The sequence below is a fragment of the Tenacibaculum sp. UWU-22 genome (assembly GCF_041021355.1).
GTDB lineage: Bacteria > Bacteroidota > Bacteroidia > Flavobacteriales > Flavobacteriaceae > Polaribacter.
The window spans coordinates 200,837-219,715 of sequence record NZ_JBFNGP010000002.1 but is presented as its reverse complement, the minus strand read 5'-3'; the positions used below and the strand labels follow the sequence as shown (position 1 = coordinate 219,715).

Here is an 18,879-nt window from a genome sequence, read left to right as displayed (position 1 = left end):
GAGGGTTTTTTATAGTTTTGTTTCGTCCTGAAATAGCGTTATACTAAAATTTTAAGTGTAATAAAAAGCAATGATGTAAAGTGTACTCAAAAAGATTATCCGTTAAGTTTAAAACTAGGCATTGTACAAGAAATATACATGGTCATTTAGTCTTTTTAATAAGCTTACCTTTTATATTAACTAGTAAACACTATTTTAACGAGTGGCTTATAATAATAAAAAGAGGCTGTTTTAAAAGAAAATCTTTTTTTGGGATATTAACACACATAATCTTAAAAAGTTTAGTTATAGCTATATAAAATAACTTAGGCTTTTTTTAGCAGTCTGTTTTAAAGCAATTCTTTAAAATCTAAAACAGTAAACCACAAAAAAAAAATCGTCTAAAAATTATTTTTTAGACGATCTCTTTTAGACACTATTGGTAAATATATAAATTACTTTTTTAGATTTTATATACTTAAAATTTGTTTTGTTGTTAAACGCATTTAATTTTTATCATTGTTAACAACTTCTATAGTTGCTGTAGTACTTTCTAGCCCTTTTGAAGAAAAAGTTGCTTCGATAGTGCCGCTATCTTCTTTTGAGGTTTGAATTATAAATAGTGCTTTACCTCTAAAGGCTTTTCTTTGGTTGGTTTTATAATCTGAAACATCTATAGGGTCGCCGTTATCTGTTCCAATTATTTTAGCTTTTCCTTTGAGGTTTACGGTTATTAAATTTTCAGCATAAGGTACAAAAACGCCATTTTCATCGGTAATGTCTATTTCAAAGTGAATAACATCTTCTCCGTTAGCTCTTACCGTTTTTTTATCGGTAGTTACTTTAATTTTTGCAGGTTTTTCTGCTGTTTTAATTTCTGTTTCGGCTACTGCTTTTCCGTTTTTATAGGCTACAGCCTTAATAACCCCTTTTTTATAAGGTACTTGCCATACCAATTGTTCATCTTTATAGGTTTGTTTTCCTAGTGATTTACCGTTTAAAAACAAGGTAACTTCATCACAGTTGGTATACACAACAACGGGTATTTTAACGCCTTCTTTACCTTCATGATTCCAGTGCGGTAATATGTGAACCATTGGTTTGCTAGTCCATAAACTTTGTAGTAAATAGTAACTGTCTTTTGGAAACCCAGCAATGTCAATTACTCCAAAATTAGCCATTCTAGAAGGCCAATAATTGGTTTCGCCTAAATAATCAAAACCAGTCCAACGAAATTGCCCCATTACATAATCAAAGTCTCTTGTGCGTTGCCATGCTTTGCGCAAACTGCTTCGTACCGAGGCGTTGTCGTAAGAAGATTGATAGTATAAATCACCAGCCCAAGGTTTATCGTTTTTAATAGGATAGTAGTGTCCGTTTTGATAATACTGAGTGCTTTTTTCTTCAGGAAAAACTTCTTTAGGAGCTAAATCTTTAATAGGAAAAACCTTTTTCATTAATCCGCCCATTTTACCATTACCTCCTAGTTCCCAAGGAGCAGGAAAATTTCGTCGACGCCAATGTGTTTGTGTACGATACACCCCTCTGGTTTGATAGGTGTGTGGTATTTCTGTACCGATCATTGGGGTATTTGGATGTTCTTTATGAAACTCTTCAAAAACATTTTTTTCTTCTCCGTCTCCATTAAATCCTTTTATATCCAATTGCGTAGGTAACTGACTTCCTTTCATTCCTCTAGTAGGGTCACGACCGCCTTGTGTAATGGGTCGAGTACTATCATATTCTTTAACTTTAGTTATAATTTCTTTTTGTACTTCTCTACTTGGCTTTCGTACCTCGTTGCCAATACTCCACATAATAATAGAAGGGTGATTTCGGTCTCTTTTTATAAAGCTTTCAACATCGTGTTTCCACCAATCTTTAAAATATAAACCATAGTCGTTAGGGGCTTTTTTTACATTCCAGCCATCAAACAACTCGTCAAGTACCATAATACCTAAGGTATCACACATGGTGTAAAATTCGGGAGAGAAAGGGTTGTGAGCTGTACGTATAGCATTGGCTCCCATGTTTTTTAGAAGTTTTAACCTTCTATATAATACGTCGTTAGGTACAGCAGCACCTACAGCACCTGCAGTGTGATGCTCGCAAACGCCTTTTATTTTGGTTTCAACGCCATTTAAAATAAAACCTTTATCGGCAGAAAATTTTAGGTCTCTAACCCCTACAATTGTTTTTTCTTCATCTAAAAGCAGGGTTCCTTTTTTTAATTTTACGGTTAGGTGATAAATATTTGGACTTTTTGGAGACCATAAGTTAGGATTTTCTATTTCACCATCGATAACAACTTTAGCTCCTTTTTTTGAAGAACTGGTTAGCTTTTTTGTATCTGTAAATACAATTTTGTTGTTACTATCTGCTACTACGGTTTGTACGGTATAGTTTTTAGAAGCTTTTATTTTTCCTGTAACGTCAACAGTAACGGTTATTTTTGCTTTTTTATCGGTAACTTCTGTATCTTGAAATCGTACACCTTTTTTGGGTATATATACTTGGTTTTCAGTTCTTAGCCATACGTTTCTATAAATTCCATTTCCAGTATACCAACGTCCGCTATTGCCTTTTTCATGGTCTACTTTTACCACAATGGTGTTTTTTCCTTTTTTTAAATAAGGAGTTAATTCGTAGCTAAATCCTAAATAACCGTTAGGATAAAAACCAAGTTTATGACCGTTTATATATACTGTTGAATTAGTATATACGCCGTCAAAATCGATAAAAACGTTTTTGTTTTTCCACGCTTTATCATAATCAATAGTTTTTCGGTAGTAACCCACACCAAAAGGTAAATAACCAGCCTCCCAGTTACCATTTTCTTCGGCGTAAGAACCTTCAACTCCCCAATCATGAGGTAAATTTAAAACCCTCCAATTCTCATCATTAAAATTAGCCTCTATGGCTTTGTCATCGGTGTTTAATGAAAACTTCCAGTCGTTGTTAAATTTAATTGTTGAAAAATGTGGGTCTTCTTTTGTACATGATGTAAGTGATAACGCATAAAAGAAGAAAATTAGATAAATATATTTAAGAGCATTCATGGTTTGTGATGTGAATAAAAAAGATTTATTATATAATTTAAAAAAAAATCAACTCCTCAGATTTTTTAAAACCTGAGGAGTTCAAAAAGCAAGTATTTTTTAATACTCGTATCTAACAAAAGCTTCCATGGCAGCATAGTCGGCTAAGCCTAATGCATGGTATCTTTTAGCAGTTTCTCTATTACGTTCTTCAGCGCGCATCCAAAATTCTCTTGCATCGTCTCCTTGAAACATTACATTATCTTTTTGAGACTGATGGTAAAAAATTGCCCGTCTTTTTTTCAAAACTTGATCTGGACTCATAGGTACAGCCATTTCTATCTCGTGCATATCCCACTCGTGCCATGCACCTCGATATAGCCATAACCAACAATCTTTCATGTAAGGAGCTTTTTTTAATATTTTTAAAGATTCAAAAACAGCATCTAAACAAACTCTGTGTGTGCCATGTGGATCAGCTAAATCACCTGCGGCATAAATTTGGTGTGGTTTAATTTCTTCAATTAAATTACACATAATATCAATGTCTGCTTTAGATAATTTGTTCTTTTTTATAGTTCCAGTTTCGTAAAAAGGTAAGTTTAAAAAGTGAACATTTTTATCTTCTAATCCTACATAACGAGTGGCAGCATAAGATTCTTTTCTTCGAATAGTGCCTTTTAATTGACGTACTTCTGGAGAGTCTATCGTATTTTCTTTTTTCTCAGAAATATGTTGTATAATTTCTTTTGCTTGTTTGTTGTTTGGGTCAATACTGCTAGCCACTTCAGCAAATTTTAAGGCTTCTTCGTCTGTTACAGCAATATTTCCAGAAGTTTGATATGCTATATGTACTTCGTGTCCTTGTTCTACTAATCGGTCAAAAGTGCCTCCCATAGAAATTACATCATCATCAGGATGAGGGCTAAAAATAATTACTCGTTTTTTTGCTGGTGTAGCACGTTCAGGTCGGTATGTGTCATCAGCGTTAGGTTTACCTCCCGGCCATCCTGTAATAGTGTGTTGTAATTTATTAAACATAGCAATGTTTAGATCGTAAGCAGAGCCTTTTTCGGCAAGTAAACCAGACATTCCGTTATCGTTGTAATCTTTGTCGGTTAAACTTAAAATTGATTTTTTTGTTTGTTCGCTCAACCAAACAACAGCTTTACTTGTTAATTCTTTTGTCCATTCACAAGAGCTTACCAACCAAGGGGTTTTATTTCTAGTAAGCATACTACCTGCTTCTTTATCTAATACAAAAGTAGTGTTGGGGTGGCTTTGTAAATATGTTGCAGGTACTTGCGAAGAAACACTTCCTTCAATAGTTTCTTTAACAACAGAAGCTTTGTGTTCTCCCCATCCTAATAAAACAATTCTTTTAGCAGATTTTACCGTAGCAATTCCCATGGTAATAGCTTTTCTAGGTACATTATTAATTCCTAAAAAAGCAGATGCTGCATCAACTCTAGTTATATGGTGTAAGGTAATTGCTCTTGTGCCTGAATTATAATGCGAACCTGGTTCGTTAAAACCGATATGACCTGTTCTACCAATACCTAATAATTGGAAGTCTAAACCGCCAGCGTCTTTTATTTTAGCTTCATAACTAAGGCAATAATCTCGAATATCTTCGCTTGGAATTGTTCCGTCAGGAATATTTACGTTTTCAGGTAAAATATCAACATGGTTAAATAAATGTTCGTGCATAAAGTAATGATAACTTTGTATATTACTTTTTTCCATAGGATAGTATTCGTCTAAGTTAAATGTAGTTACATTTTTAAAACTCAAACCTTCTTCTTTATGAAGACGAACAAGTTCTTCATACACTTTTATAGGAGAAGATCCTGTAGCAAGACCTAATACGCATGATTTTCCTTGGCTTTGTTTTTCTCTGATTAGCGCAGCTATTTCTTGTGCTACGCAAATAGAAGCTTCATCAGAATCATTGAAAATTACATTATGAATTTTTTCAAATCTTGTTTCTTCAAACTGACCAGCAGTTTTGTGTTTGATTGGGTTTTTTGCAGTTTCGATCATTGTTATAAGACGTTTACTTTTATTTTATTCCAAATTTTAACAAGGATATACCCTGAAATAATTGCTGTTATAGTGAGTATAATTGCATATTTTGTTTCGCCATAAATCCAATATCCTGTGGCAAATAAACAGCTGTAAATTAATACACAACCAACTAACATGGCTTTAATGCCAGAAGGCACACTCCAAACTTCGTTTTTATCCTCTATAGTTATATTGTCTTTTTTTGCTTGTTGTAGTACGTGTTTCCACCCTGGGCCACCAGGTTGGGTTTTTTTATAAAAATTATAAAGCACTTCATTGTTTTCGGGTTTGGTTGCATAGGTTGCTATTAACCAGGCTATTGTAGTTATTAAAACTACGAATGGGTATTGATAGTATTCTGGAAAAATACCATTTTCAGCCCCAAACAAATACGACCCTATAGGTGTGATTAATAGTATTGATACAATTCCTGAAACAAACATTGCTGTAATTTCACTCCACGAATTAATTCGCCACCAAAACCACCGTAAGATAAAAATTAACCCTGTACCCGCACCAAATACCAATAAGTAATTAAATATTTGCATTGCATTTTGTAATAATAAGGCTATTACAGCACTTAATACCATTAAAACAACAGTTGATATACGACCTACAGCTACTAATCTTTTTTCTGATGCTTCTGGGTTAATTTGTTGTTTGTAAAAATCGTATACAATGTAAGACGATCCCCAGTTTAATTGAGTAGAAATCGTACTCATATAGGCTGCAATTAAAGAGGCTAAAACAATACCTAATAATCCGTGAGGTAATTTGGTAAGCATTGCAGAATAGGCTAAGTCGTTACCTAATTTACTTTGGGCTATGTTTGGAAAAGCAGAGTGGATACTTGCAATATCTGGATAAACAATTAATGATGCTAAGGCAACAATAATCCAAGGCCAAGGGCGTAAAGCATAGTGCATTACATTAAAAAAGAAAGTGGCTCCGATAGCATGGTTTTCGTTTTTTGCAGCTAACATTCGTTGCGCAATGTAGCCACCACCGCCAGGTTCTGCTCCTGGATACCAAGAACTCCACCACTGTACTGCTAATGGAATAATTAGTAATGTTATTAATGCATGTTTATCGCTAAAATCAGGCAGTATAGCTATTTTACTAGCTACACTTTCGTTATTGATTAACGCATGAATACCGCCAACTTCAGGAATATTTACTAAGTAATAAGCAGCGCCAATAGCACCGGTCATGGCCACAAAAAACAAGACAAAGTCGGTATAAACCACACCTTTAAATCCACCAATGGCACTAAAGGTAACCGTAATTAACCCTGCTACAACTACAGTTTGCCAAGGGGCTAAACCTAACATTATTTGTCCGATTTTAATAGCCGCTAAAGTTACTGCAGACATGGTAATTACATTAAATACAACACCCAAATAGATTGCTCTAAATTTTCTTAGAAATTTTGCGGGTTTACCACCATAGCGTAGCTCGTAAAATTCTAAATCGGTATTTACATTTGATTTTCGCCAAAGTTTTGCGTAAACAAAAACCGTTAAAAGTCCTGTAATTAGAAAGGCCCACCATACCCAGTTACCTGATACGCCGTTACTACGCACAATATCGGTTACTAAGTTAGGGGTGTCGGTAGAAAAGGTGGTTGCTACCATAGAAACCCCTAATAACCACCAAGGCATACTTTTGCCTGATAAGAAAAATTGAGAAGAGCTTTTTCCTGAGCTCTTAGAAACATAAATTCCGATAAACAAAATAGTCGTAAAAAAAACAGCTATTAGTGTAATATCTAATGTATTAAGTGTTACCATAAGATTAATTTTATTCCCAGTTTAATACGGGGTAATTTGTTGTTAAATAAATTCTAACTTTTTCAATATCGTCTTTAGAGGTTAAATCAGGAACATGTTCTGAAAATGAAATACCTAAAGTAGATTCTGGATTATCTTTTATCATATTTAATAAAGCTGTAGGTAATTCTTTTTCATCTCTTTCAGGATGTACAGGACAGTTTTTTAAATAAGGATATAACATAGCTCCATCAAATTTAAACACATTCATACTTACCCGTACTTTACCCTCACTGTCTTTGCTTTTTTCGACTATTTCTAACGAAGGTTTTTCAACGATTTCTAATAAATAATTGTTTGCATCGAGTTTTGCTACAGCAAAACGAGATATTCTTTCTTCTGGAAAGTCTAATGCATCTCTATCGTAACTAATAAAGGCATTAAGGCTTTTAGTTTCTCTTAATGCTTCTAATGCTTCTTTTGAATATAGGTTGTCGCTGTTACAAACGGTGTACGATTGTGTATTTAGTTCTGGGTATTGTTCAACGGTTTGAAATAAAGCGTCGGCTGTACCAAAAGGCTTTACTCTGTCTTTAGGTATATATTGTGTGGCATATGATATATTAAGCCCTTTGAATTTGTTATTTTTTTTGTTTGCACCATAAAACTCTTTGAATAATGAGTCTTTTTCGCCAGTAATTATAAAAATATTTTTATATCCTGCTTTTTTGGCATTATATAGTAAATAATCAAATAAGGGTCTTCCTTCGGGGCCTACACCAATAAGACCTTTACTTCGACTGTTAGCTTGTTGTATGTCTTCTTGTTTTATGTTTTCAGACTGGGCGGCTTTTTTCATCCTAGAAGAGGCTCCTCCAGCCAAAATAATTAAATTGTCATGCATTTTTTTAGTGTGTTTGTAAAAAATTAAAATTGTATTGTTTTTTCCATTGATTTATCAATAATTCTTGCTCCACTATCAACAGATACAGGATAAGAATTTACCCCGCCTGCTTCTATTATAGCATTTACTACTTGTTGTTCTTTTTCTTTAGGCGATAAAACAACAATGCTTCCGCCTTTTCCAGAGCCAACAATTTTTGACCCATACGCACCTGCTTTGTTTGCAGCATCTATCATGTCATCAATTCGAGGAACGGTTATTTGTAAAGAATCTCTTAAAATAGTATGGTGCTCGTTTATTAAAGCACCTATTTTAGGTAAATTTAAACTAGGTTTTCTAAATTCATTTAAAGCTCTTTTAGTTACATCGTAATTAGAAATAGCCGCATATAAATAAGGTTGTAAATCTGTAGGTAGATAGTTTAAATAGATATTTAAATCTTCTATTTTAGCATCTTTAAGGGTAAAGTTTTTTACTTTTTCTTTTATTTTAAAAACAGATAACCAAGTTTTTTCTTTTAACTCTTTTAAAAGTGAAAGGGTTTCTTTTGGTATTCCAGATTCTCCAACAATAAGCCCTTCAATAGGTTTATTGATTGTTTCGTAATACGATTTTTCATCGGTTTCTAAATAGATAATATTGCCTAAGGCAATACTATATTGATCCATTTTTCCGCCAGAAGCTTTTTGTTCAACTACTTCGGCTTGATATGCTATATCAGAAATTAATAAAGGGGTTACTTTTTGATTGCATCCGTATGCTTCTAATAGAAATTTAATCCAAGCAATAATTACAGCAGATGAGCTAGAAGTACCTGCGTTAATGGCGATATTACCTGATATGGTAATATCGTAACCCTCGGTAGGAATACAACCGTATTTTTGAACTACTTTTAGGGCGGATAAAAAATGGTCGCCTAGTTCTATTTCTCCTGTTCCAGCATCAATACTAATAGTAGTTTCTTCGTTAATATCGGGCTTAGAAATTTGAAAAACATTTGAGTGGTTTTTTGTTGCGACTAATTTGATGTATCTGTTTATGGCACATGCAATTATTGGCAATTCTAAATAATCTTGGTGGTCACCAAAAAGACAGGTTCTTGCTGGTGCTAATGAAATAATTTTATCTGACATTTTGTATTAATAAGTATCTTTAATCCAGTTATACGGTTTTCTTTTTATCCATAGCCCTCTTGTAAAGTCAGGGAAATTTTGGGGTTCGCCATTATTTTCTATAGATAATTCAGAAAGCGGGGTTATGGCACTCCAAGCTGCCGCATCATATGCGTCTAACGGCGGTGCAATATTTTGTTTTGCTGATTCTACAAAAGCATTTAGTACAAAAAAGTCCATTCCTCCATGACCCGAATTAGCGGCATATTCGCCATATTTTTGCCATAATGGGTGGTCGTATTTTTTTAACCAACTATCTGCATTATCCCATCGATGAGGTTTTGATTGTCCTTCTATATACATTCGATTACCATCTACTTCCCATAAACCATTAGCTCCTTGCACTCTAAATCCTAAAGAGTAAGGGCGAGGTAAATTACAATCGTGTGTTACAATAATGGTTTCTCCGTTAGCCGTTTCAATTGTGGTTGTAATAACGTCACCTTGTTTAAATTTTACTTTGGCATTGGGATGATGTTCTCCGCCATGTTCCACAATATAATTGTGTAGTCCTATTGCTTTTGTTGCGCTAGAAGTTAAAGAAGTAAAACGGTTGCCTCGATTAATATTGCACATGGCAGCTATTGGCCCTATACCGTGAGTAGGGTAGGTGTCGGCATTTCTTAATACAGAGTGTTTAGTTCGCCATTTTGATTCAGAAATTCCTTTTTCTCCAAATTCTACTCCTTTTCCGTAAGGTGTTTTTCCGTCGTTTAGTTTTACGCCTCTTAAATCATGTTGATAACCACATCTAAAATGCACTAACTCTCCAAAAACGTTTTGTTTTACCATATTTAATACAGCAAGTACGTCTCTACGGTAATTTACATTTTCTAAAATCATTACATGTGAGCCAGTTTGTTCGTGGGTATTTACCAAATCCCAACATTCTTCCATTGTATTAGCAGCAGACACTTCTACACCAGCATATTTTCCTGCTTTCATTGCATCTACAGCCATTCGAGTATGCCATAGCCAAGGTGTTGCTATTATTACAGCATCTACATTTTTTAATTCTAATAAATTTCGATAATCGTAGTCGTTTTTGCCAAAAGTCTGAGGTTTTTTAAAACCAGCTTTACTTATTTTTTCTAAAGCAATATCTATTCGTTTGGGGTCGATATCACAGATAGCAGTTATTTCAATATCTTTTCTGTGTAAGGCATTATTTAAGTGGTTGGTTCCACGAAGACCTACCCCTATAAAGGCTAAACGCAATTTTTTTTCGGTGTTAAGTAGTGGTACTCCTGAAAAAGTTACATCTGGAAGCATCGAAAGTCCTGCCCCAGCAATAGCTGTTTTCCTTATAAAATCTCGTCTTGTAGTTGGTTTCATTGTGAGTTCTGGTTTTATACGTTAAACAAATAATACACCTTGAATCTTTAAAAGATACTATTTTACGTATTTTTTGTTTAGTTAATTATTAAATTAATAATTAAGAGTGTTGTATTGTTTATTATATGTAGCAAAATTGTGTTAACACAAATAAAAAAAACACTAAAATGTACTTAAGTTAGAATAAAATTGATTTGCAAATGTATGCTTTTTTATGCTTTGTTGTAAAATTAAAGTTTGCTAATTATAGTTAATGTTTTGTCAATTATATAAAATATACGCTCTAGATTAATCTAGAGCGTATATTTTATAAAGCTATTTTTTAATTCCAATCGGGGTTTTGCGTTAAATTAGGATTTAGCACAATTTCGTTACTCGGTATAGGTGATAAATAATAGTATTCGGGTACACCAGGGGGTACGCCAAAAGGAGATACGTATCCTTCAGAGGCACCTCCTTGAATAGGAAGTTTATTGCCGTAATCAGAATTTTTAACCCAACGACCTAATTTTTCTTGACTTCCGTATTCTACAAATTTTTTCCATCTTCTTAAGTCGTCCCATCTAAAGCCTTCTGCTAGTAATTCTACCGCTCTTTCTCGTCTAATTTCCCATAAAATAGCGTCTACGTCAGCGTCTCTTGTTGGGTCGTTAGGGATGTTACTTATATCTAATGAAGTAACGCCTCCTCGGGCTCTTAATTTATTAATGGTAGCATCGATAATACTTTGGTTAATTGTACCAAGTTCGTAAGCAGCTTCAGCATAGTTTAATAAAACTTCACCCATTCTAAAAATTGGGGCATCCGCAAAATCTTTATTTTGAATACCTGTGTTTAAATTGTTGTAAAATTTGTTTAATCTATAACCCGTATAGCATACATTAAACCCTTGACCGCTATTAAATTTTCTAAAATGCGGTTCTTGTTTAACAACAAAACCTGCCCAGTTCATTGTTGGCCCAGCTTTGTGTTCTGCATCAGATAAACCAGCCATAATATCTAAGTACTCTCTATATTTTGGGTTAGAGTCGTACGTCCAAGTATATGATTTGTTTTTATTACCACCAGTAGGTTTAACTTTGTAAGGTACCGTAGTGGTTATGTATAACCTTGTGTCTCGATTTTTAAACTCATCATAAGGGTCTTTGTCGCCTTTAAAAGAAGTGCTTGTCCAGCGAGTTTTACCATCGGTGCATAAAAATTTATCTACAGCTTTTTTGGTTAAATCCCAGTTTCCTGCAGAGTTTCTAAGGCGTGAAGTTAAAATATGAGTTACTTGCCCAAAAATGTAATCTTTGTAAAGAATAATACCTGGTTTACCATCTAATGATTCGCTGTTAAACACTAAGTCAAAATTACTTATTAATGAAGGAAAAGCAACCATTAATTCAGCAGAGGCGTCAAATGAAGCTTGTAAATATTTTTCAGGTGTTCCGCCAGAAGTTTCATGATATTTTTCCCAAGTACCTTCAAATAAACCAAATCTAGAAAGTAAGGCTCTTACCACATTGGTGTTTATGGTGTTTTTACCACTTCCGTCTGCTTTTATGTTGGCTTCTGCAAATTTTAAATCGTCTAATATGTGTTGCGCTACTTCAGTTCTTGGCGTTCTTTTACCATACAATTCTGGGCTTTTATCGGTTAATACTAAGTCGCCAAGCCAAGGCACATCGCCATAAGCCTTTACTAAGTTAAAATAATGATAAGCTCTAAAAAAACGCCCTACACTTTCCCAATGTTTACGTTGGGTTTCGTCTAAAGAACCGTTATTTGTGTTTCTTAACATTATATTTACTCTTCTTATTTGTTTATACGAATCGCTCCATAAACTACTAGTGGTAGGTATTTGTATAGCTTGACGCAACCAAGGGTCGGTTTGAGAGCCGTTACCAAGCGCTAATAAATCGCCTCGAAAGCCAAGGTTTTGTTGTGATAAATTGTATGCGTCAAAAGAGGTGTAAAACCCCCAAGCGTAACTTTTAAAATTGGCATCGGAAGTAAAAGTTGTTTCTTCAACCAAAGTGTCTTTGGGTAATTGGTTTAAAATGTCGTCGTTGCATCCTGTAAAAACTGACAGGAATACGAACAGTATATATAGTTTTTTAATATTATTTTTCATGATATTCATTTTTAAAACAATTAAAATTGTATGTTTATTCCTGTACTAAAGGTTCTCGAAAACGGATAGGTTGCTCCTGCACCTTTGTTTTCTAGTTCTGTGTTTATACCATTAGGTAAATGATCAAAATTAACCAAGTTTTCTGCCGCTATAAATAAGCGTACGTTGTCTAGTTTTAATTTGTCTAATACTTCTTGCGGTATAGAATATCCTAAGGTTATGTTTTTTAAGCGTAAGTAAGAACCGTCTAATAAATATTTAGTTTGTACGTTTCTGTTTGCGCCATAATTACCCCCTCCGCCAGAAGGGTAAATTCTAGGTAAATAAGCATCGGTATTTTCAGGTGTCCAATAATCTAATTGGTGGTTAAAAAGTGATTCGAATTGTGTTCTGTAAGGAAAAACAAAAGCGTTGTTTACCCATACGTCTTTTTTACCTACCCCATTAAATAAAAATGAAAAATCGAAATTTTTGTATTTTACATTACCAAAAACACCATATTGGTATCTTCTTGAGTTATTGCCTATTACTTTTCTGTCTCCAGGGTCGTTTAAGGTGCTTGATCCAGGGCTTATTTCTCCATCACCGTTTAAATCTTTGTATTTTACATCTCCTGGGTTAGGATTAGAACCGTTTTTTATTTTTACCACCCCATCTTTAAGTGTTCCTCCTGTTAAGTCACTTGCTAAGGTACCTTCTACAAAGTCGTCTACAGTATAATAGCCATCGGTAACATATCCCCAAATATCTCCTATGGTTTCGCCTACATAATAATTGCTTAATAAACCTTCTTCATTTTCAAATTTGGTTATTTTTGAGGTGTTGTCTGAAAGTGATACGCCTATGTTGTATGAGAAGTCTGTAAAATTTTGTTTCCAGTTAACTTGAAATTCCCAACCTTTGGTTTGTAAATCGCCAGCGTTTTCTTTAGGCTCATCAGCACCTAATACACTAGGTAGTTCTTTACCTGCGGTAAGCATATCTTTCGTGTTACGAGTATAGATGTCGAAATTTGCTGTTAAATTGTCATTAAACAATCCTAAATCTACCCCAAAGTTAGTGTTTTCTACACGTTCCCAAGTAAAGCTAGGGCTTATTAAACGAGTTGGATTATTAATATAAAATGCACCTAATCCTGTATCTGGGTCTATCCAGTTAACGGTTCCTGATCCAAACTGTTCTATTGAGGGGTATACACCAAGGTTTCCTGCTTTCTGGTTTCCTAGCTCCCCATATGAAGCTCTTAATTTTAATAGACTTACAAAGTCTAGTGTGTTCATAAAGCTTTCTTTGCTTATTATCCATCCTCCAGAAACCGAAGTAAAGGTTGAGTATTTATCTTTCTTAGGAAAGATTGAAGAAGCATCGCGTCTAATATTTCCTTCTAAAAAATACTTGCCAGCATAATCGTAATTGAGTCGACCAAAATATCCTAATACTGCCCACTCAGAAAAGCCATCGTCAGCAGTGGTAGTTCCATTAGCTAAAGATAATGAAGGTAGATTATTGCTTATTATTCCTTCTTTTTTAGCAAAATAAGATTCTGTTTTTTTAATTTCTTTATTATAACCAATCAATCCTTTAAATTTATGTTTGTTAAATTTTTTGGTGTAATCAGCATATAAATTTAACGTATTATAGTTGCTAAAGCTATTAGTTCTTTCATACGAACTTAGTGATGAAGTAAGTATAGGAGAAAAACTTACAGGATGAGCCATGGTAATAGACAAGGTAGTATTGTAATAATCGTTTGTTTTTCTTTCAAAAGTATACTCACCTGTTAAATTTAAATCCTTAATAGGCTCGTACTTAATTTGTTGAAAAAACCTAATGTTGTTTTGTATGCGTATTGGCGCAGGTAATAATCGCTCTCTATTAATTGAAGATTCGTAAGGTAGTACCGTACCATCAGCATACTCATGATACCCATCTATAGGTGCAAAACTTGGGTAATTTACTGATCTAGAGAAGCTAGAAATAGAAGAGCTTCTATTAGAGCGCATATACATTAATTTAGTGTCTGTACTTAATTTGTCGGTTAAATTTACAGATATGTCACTGTTAATATTATACTTTTTAAAATTATCATTGTCAGTAACAATTGTACCATTTTGGTTAGCAAAAGCTCCTGAAATACGGTATGTAATTTTTTCACTACCGCCATGAACACTTAAGTTGTGTATTTGTGAAAAAGCAGGGTCAGAAAATAAAGTACCCCATATATCATGGTCGGTTAATGAATAGGTTAAACCGTTAGTGTCGGTTGCATAACCATCAGGGTAAGCTTCTGGGTTTTGTTTATAATCTTCTAAAAAGTTAAGCCATGTAGGTACATCTTGACCTCCCCAATAGCTTGTTTCTCCCCAATCGTTTAATGCTTTAATAAAATTGTAAGTGCTAGCTTGTTTGGGTACATCTTCAGGTGAACTTAAACTTGTTGTTAAAGTATATCTAAATTTAGGGTCTTGATTTTTTCTCCCTTTTTTACTAGTAAGTAAAACAACTCCAAAAGCTGCTCTAGGGCCGTATATTGAGGTAGCCGACACATCTTTTAATACACTAATAGATGCAATGTCTTGTGGGTTTATATCAGAAGGTGAAATTTCGACATTATCTAATAAAAATAATGGGGTGCCTCCATTTATAGAGGTGAAACCTCTAATATTAACCGATAGTCCTAAGTCGCCTGGTTCTCCAGAATTTGATGTGATTTGCATACCAGGCACTACCCCTTGTACAGCTTCTAATACGTTAGTGATAGGGCGGTCTTTTAAAACATCATCAACTTTAACATTGCTAACAGCAGATGTAATGTCGGTCTTTTTTTGTGTACCGTAACCAACCACTACTATTTCGTTTAAAACAGAAACATTAGGTTGTAATGAAATTGTAATTTTATTTGATGTACCCACAGTTATTTCTTTGGGCTTATATCCCAGAGAGGTAACCGTTAAAATACTTCCTGTTTTGGTTTTGATGGTGAATTTACCGTCAAAATCGGTTGAGGTGCCATTAGAAGTTCCTTTTACAACTACAGCAGCTCCCACTACAGTTTCGCCTGTTTCTGAATCTGTAATAATTCCTTCAATTGCTTTCTCTTGTGCGTGTATGAGGCAAAAAGAAAACAACATAAATACAAGTAATACGTTTTTCATGTAAGTAAGTTTTTTGAGTTAATTTAAGCTGTTTGTAAAGTGTTTGTTTGATTCGTTTTCAGGTAAGAAAAAAAATTTAATCAGCGTTTTATAGCTGAAAAAAGGTAAAAAAATAACTTATTTTTTTAATGTTTCTTAGCTGTAATACTAGTCTGGCAACACTGTTTAAACATCTTTTTTGTTAGTTGTTAGTATGAAAAATATTCATATGTTGTTAGCAAAAATAATATTTTTAACTTAAAAAAGCAACTACTCCCTACCTGTGTTTTTTTTTAAATTTTTGTCTATCTTTGTCTTGTCTAGATGTTACATTAGTTAAAGATGAGTTTAATTACCATTAATAAAGAACAAAAAACCCCTATTTATAAGCAAATAATAGAGAGTGTAGAGGATGGTATTTTAAATGAAGAGTTAAAAAAAGGCGATAGGTTACCTTCGATAAATAGTATTCGAAATAAGTATAATGTTTCTAGAGACACTGTTTTATTAGCTTATAGTGAGCTAAAAATTAGAGGAATTGTTCAGTCTATAATAGGTAAAGGATACTATATTAAAAGCAATAATGTACAAACTCATAAAAAAGTGTTTCTTCTATTTGATGAACTTAATGTTTTTAAAGAAGATTTATATACTTCTTTTTTAGGAAGTATCGATAAAGATAATGTGCAGGTTGATATTTACTTTCATAATTTCAATTACGATGTGTTTAGCAAGTTGGTTTATGACAATATTGGTTATTATGATTATTATGTGCTAATGCCTGCTAATTTAAAAAACATCAAAGTAGTTATTGATAAATTACCAAAAGAAAAAGTGTATATATTAGATCAAATCAATAACGATTTGATTGGTTATAACGCTATATATCAAAGCTTTAAAGAAGATGTTTTTAATGGGCTTGAGAATGCCTTACAGCTACTAAAAAAATACAACTCGTTAACCTTAGTTTTTGAAAAAGTAAAACAACCAGAAGGGATGGTTGAAGGTTTTAAAGAGTTTTGTAATACGTATCATTTTCCATATAAAATTATAAATTCTGCAAGTGAGGCAACTCTTAAAAAAGGAGAGGTTTATGTGATTCCTGATAATAGAAACTTAGTTTCAGTTATCAAAAAAATAAGAGAACTCAATTTCAGTATAGGTAAAGATGTTGGTATAATAGCATACAACGATTCTTTAATAAAAGATATCCTCGAAGGAGGTATTACTACCATTACAACTAATTTTACTAAGATGGGAAAACGTTTGGCAGAAATGATTTCAAATAAAGAACATGTTTCTGAAAAAAATGAAAGCACATTAATTATAAGAAAATCAATATAAAAATATACACATTGTATACGATAAAAAACACAGAAAAAAGAGAAGAGCATTACATAGAAATACAAAATTTTAATGATGGTGTATACGCAAAAATTGATTTAATTAGAGGTGCTAGTTTACAAGCGCTAAAAATTGACAATAAAAAAGTTATAAAAGAATTTACACCCGATAGCCCTGAAAAAACCTATGCCTCATCTATTTTATTTCCATTTGCAGGACGGGTTAATAATGGTAAATACGAATTTAATGAAGTAAAATACCAATTACCTATTAATGAAGAAGGTAATAATAATGCTTTACATGGGTTTTTATATAATAAACCTTTTTCTTTAGTTGATGAATACAAATCAAAAACAACCGCAATAGTTAAGTTGGCGTATCAACAAACCGAAAAAATCGACGGATTTCCGTATAAGTATTCTGTTAATTTAAGCTACACCTTTACTAAAAACACAGTATCATTAGATATTGCTATAGAGAATGATGATACAAATCCATTTCCATTTACCATAGGATGGCATCCTTTTTTCTATAGTAGTAATTTAGGTAAAAGTTACTTAAAACTAGAAAGTAGTAAGAAAGTGATTTTTGACGAAACATTAATACCTATAGAAGAAAAAGATACAGACCCATTGTTTGGGTTTGAAATCAATAATAAAAAACTAGACGATTGTTTTTTATTAAACAATAACGAGGTTAATTTTACAACGCCAGAGTATAATATTTCAATAAAATCTTCTTCAAATAAAAGATATTTACAGGTTTATACCCCCGAACACGAAAAAGATACAGTAGCTATTGAGCCTGTTACAGCGCCTTCAAATAGTTTTAATAATAAACTAGGGTTACAATATTTAGATCCAAATAAAACTTACGAAATAAGCTGGAAAATTGAATTTGAAAACACAAATAACACACCTAATATAAACTAAAAGAATAAACATTAGTAACACATTTTAAGGGTTAATTTTTTTGAATAATATGGAAAATCTACAAGAATATTCGCACAAGCGATTTAATATGTTAACAGGCGAATGGGTATTAGTTTCACCGCATAGAGCGAAACGACCTTGGCAAGGACAAGAAGAAGTTTTAAATACAGAAAAACGACCATCTTATGATGAGCATTGTTATTTATGTGCTGGTAATAAAAGAATTAATGGCGAGGTAAATCCAAATTATACCGATGTATTTGTATTTACAAACGATTTTGCAGCTTTACAAAGCAACTCGCCTTCATTTTCATCAAATGAAGATCTGTTTGTTTACGAAAGCGAACGAGGAATTTGTAAAGTAATTTGTTTTAGCCCAGATCACTCTAAAAGCTTAGCAGAAATGTCGGTTGGTAACATTGAAAAAGTAGTGGCTGTTTGGCAAAACGAATTTACAACTTTAGCTAAAGATGCGGCTATTAATTATGTGCAAATTTTTGAAAATAAAGGCGCTGTTATGGGATGTAGTAATCCGCACCCGCACGGGCAAATATGGAGTGAATCGTCAGTGCCAAATGAAGTTTTAAAAAAAGACATTCAACAAAAAAAATATTATGCCCAACATGGAAAAACGTTATTAGAAAATTATGTTGAGCAAGAAATACAAAAACAAGAGCGTATTATTTTTGAAAACGAAGCTTTTGTTGTTTTGGTTCCGTTTTGGGCAATTTGGCCATACGAAACAATGATAATTCCTAAAAAATCAGCAAAAGACATTCAAAATTTAACACCAGAAATGCGCCATTTTTTTGCAGAAAGTATTTCGGTAATTACTAAAGCATATGATAGGTTATTTAAAACATCGTTTCCTTATTCTAGCGGTATTCATCAAGCACCAACAAATCACGAAAACAATGAACATTGGCATTGGCACATGAGTTTTTATCCACCGTTATTACGTAGTGCTACTGTAAAAAAATTTATGGTAGGTTATGAAATGTTTGGTATGCCTCAAAGAGATATTACTGCTGAAAGTGCTGCAAAAATTTTAAAAAATTTAATCTAATTTTTTTGTAATTGTAAAGC

The 18,879-nt window shown here is 33.2% G+C and carries 11 protein-coding genes; 3 read left to right on the top strand and 8 right to left on the bottom strand.

Annotation, left to right across the window (positions count from 1 at the left end; genetic code table 11):
- Positions 1-485: 485 nt before the first annotated feature.
- The 8 genes from AB2B44_RS06240 to AB2B44_RS06205 all read right to left on the bottom strand — a co-directional run bounded on the left by AB2B44_RS06240 (position 486) and on the right by AB2B44_RS06205 (position 15,538).
- Entirely contained in the window at positions 486-3,038 is a 2,553-nt protein-coding gene (locus AB2B44_RS06240) for a glycoside hydrolase family 2 TIM barrel-domain containing protein (protein WP_369048712.1), read from the bottom strand.
- Positions 3,039-3,137: 99 nt separating this feature from the next.
- Positions 3,138-5,060: a glucosamine-6-phosphate deaminase gene (gene nagB / locus AB2B44_RS06235; protein ID WP_369048711.1), complete on the bottom strand. Its 1,923-nt coding sequence runs from the start codon at positions 5,058-5,060 to the stop codon at positions 3,138-3,140.
- Positions 5,061-5,062: 2 nt separating this feature from the next.
- Positions 5,063-6,874 (bottom strand): sodium:solute symporter family protein, encoded by a 1,812-nt coding sequence (locus AB2B44_RS06230; protein WP_369048710.1) that lies wholly within the window; start codon positions 6,872-6,874, stop codon positions 5,063-5,065.
- 10 nt (positions 6,875-6,884) lie between these two features.
- Positions 6,885-7,757 carry a sugar phosphate nucleotidyltransferase gene (locus tag AB2B44_RS06225; protein WP_369048709.1) on the bottom strand — a complete coding sequence of 291 codons (873 nt, stop codon included), beginning with the start codon at positions 7,755-7,757 and terminating at the stop codon, positions 6,885-6,887.
- 23 nt (positions 7,758-7,780) lie between these two features.
- The gene (locus AB2B44_RS06220; protein WP_369048708.1) at positions 7,781-8,890 is read right to left on the bottom strand and encodes a mevalonate kinase; all 1,110 of its coding nucleotides are present in this window, start codon (positions 8,888-8,890) and stop codon (positions 7,781-7,783) included.
- A 6-nt stretch (positions 8,891-8,896) separates the two neighbouring features.
- Positions 8,897-10,264, bottom strand: coding sequence for a Gfo/Idh/MocA family protein (locus AB2B44_RS06215; protein ID WP_369048707.1), 1,368 nt, complete (start codon positions 10,262-10,264; stop codon positions 8,897-8,899).
- 322 nt (positions 10,265-10,586) lie between these two features.
- Entirely contained in the window at positions 10,587-12,383 is a 1,797-nt protein-coding gene (locus AB2B44_RS06210) for a RagB/SusD family nutrient uptake outer membrane protein (RefSeq protein WP_369048706.1), read from the bottom strand.
- 20 nt (positions 12,384-12,403) lie between these two features.
- A complete protein-coding gene (locus AB2B44_RS06205) occupies positions 12,404-15,538 on the bottom strand; it encodes a SusC/RagA family TonB-linked outer membrane protein (RefSeq protein WP_369048705.1) in 3,135 nt (1,044 codons plus the stop codon).
- Positions 15,539-15,859: 321 nt separating this feature from the next.
- On the opposite strand from AB2B44_RS06205, the gene AB2B44_RS06200 reads away from it, so the two are divergent.
- From AB2B44_RS06200 to AB2B44_RS06190, 3 genes are read left to right on the top strand one after another with little or no spacing between them, the layout of a single operon-like run.
- Positions 15,860-16,861 (top strand): GntR family transcriptional regulator, encoded by a 1,002-nt coding sequence (locus AB2B44_RS06200; protein ID WP_369048704.1) that lies wholly within the window; start codon positions 15,860-15,862, stop codon positions 16,859-16,861.
- An 11-nt stretch (positions 16,862-16,872) separates the two neighbouring features.
- Positions 16,873-17,793 carry an aldose 1-epimerase gene (locus AB2B44_RS06195; RefSeq protein WP_369048703.1) on the top strand — a complete coding sequence of 307 codons (921 nt, stop codon included), beginning with the start codon at positions 16,873-16,875 and terminating at the stop codon, positions 17,791-17,793.
- A gap of 49 nt (positions 17,794-17,842) precedes the next feature.
- Complete coding sequence (locus tag AB2B44_RS06190; RefSeq protein WP_369048702.1) at positions 17,843-18,859, top strand: UDP-glucose--hexose-1-phosphate uridylyltransferase; 1,017 nt, start codon at positions 17,843-17,845, stop codon at positions 18,857-18,859.
- Positions 18,860-18,879: the final 20 nt, after the last annotated feature.